We start from the raw sequence: 347 nt of genomic DNA on the forward strand, positions 1-347 counted from the left end.
CGGCTTTCCGTTGTTGCATCCCATGACCACCATCCGCCTCTGCCGAAAGTCATGTTGTAGTAGTTTTCCTTCCCGGCTCGTCTGGCAGTGTAGGCCTCGTCCGTACGGCCGAAAACTTCCATTGGATATCCGGCACTCCGTGCCGTGTCCCGCAGGATGAAATCCGGGAAAACGAGATCCCGTTCCGCGTCGAAACGCAGTGGTTTTTCGAATGCTCGGCCTGCCGCCACGAGGGCGTCGGCTACGGCCAGTTCATGACTGCTTTCGAACGGCAGCATGCTGCGAGAGACGGTCATCAGGGCGCCGGTCCTGACTTCCGCCTGGATCCAGCCCCTCCACCGGCTATT

The 347-nt window shown here is 59.9% G+C and carries 1 protein-coding gene; it reads right to left on the reverse strand.

Annotated features, from left to right (window positions below; translation table 11 throughout):
* The coding region (locus B7449_RS18575) for a DUF1173 family protein (protein WP_048884048.1) at positions 1-278 on the reverse strand (278 nt) is incomplete at its 3' end.
* Positions 279-347: the final 69 nt, after the last annotated feature.

Source organism: Komagataeibacter intermedius TF2 (assembly GCF_000964425.1).
Classification (GTDB): Bacteria; Pseudomonadota; Alphaproteobacteria; order Acetobacterales; family Acetobacteraceae; genus Komagataeibacter; species Komagataeibacter intermedius.